The 413-nt window shown below is 75.8% G+C and carries 1 pseudogene; it reads left to right on the top strand.

From position 1 onward, the window contains the following. Positions 1–413: pseudogene (locus IH00_RS44890) on the top strand (polyketide synthase); the annotation flags it as partial.

The following is a 413-nucleotide window of genomic DNA, read 5'->3' as shown; positions in this document are numbered from 1 at the left end:
GGACGGTGCGAGCAACGGCCTCACCGCGCCCAACGGTCCCTCGCAGGAGCGGGTGATCCGGGCGGCCCTCGCCAACGCCGGGCTGTCGCCCGCGGAGGTGGACGCGGTGGAGGGCCACGGCACGGGTACGACGCTGGGCGACCCGATCGAGGCCCAGGCGCTGCTGGCGACCTACGGCCGGGAGCGGGAGGCCGGTGACCCGCTGTGGCTGGGATCGGTCAAGTCCAACATCGGGCACAGCTCCGCGGCGGCCGGTGTGGCCGGTGTGATCAAGATGGTGATGGCGCTGCGGCACGGTGTGCTGCCGCCCACGCTGCACGCCGACGAGCCGTCGCCGCACGTCGACTGGGCGTCGGGCGCGGTCGAGCTGCTGACCGGGGCGCGGGAGTGGCCCGCCTCCGGACGGCCGCGGC

Source organism: Streptomyces sp. NRRL S-118, assembly GCF_000716335.1.
Lineage (GTDB): Bacteria > Actinomycetota > Actinomycetes > Streptomycetales > Streptomycetaceae > Streptomyces.
This window is presented reverse-complemented; position numbering and strand designations above follow the sequence as displayed.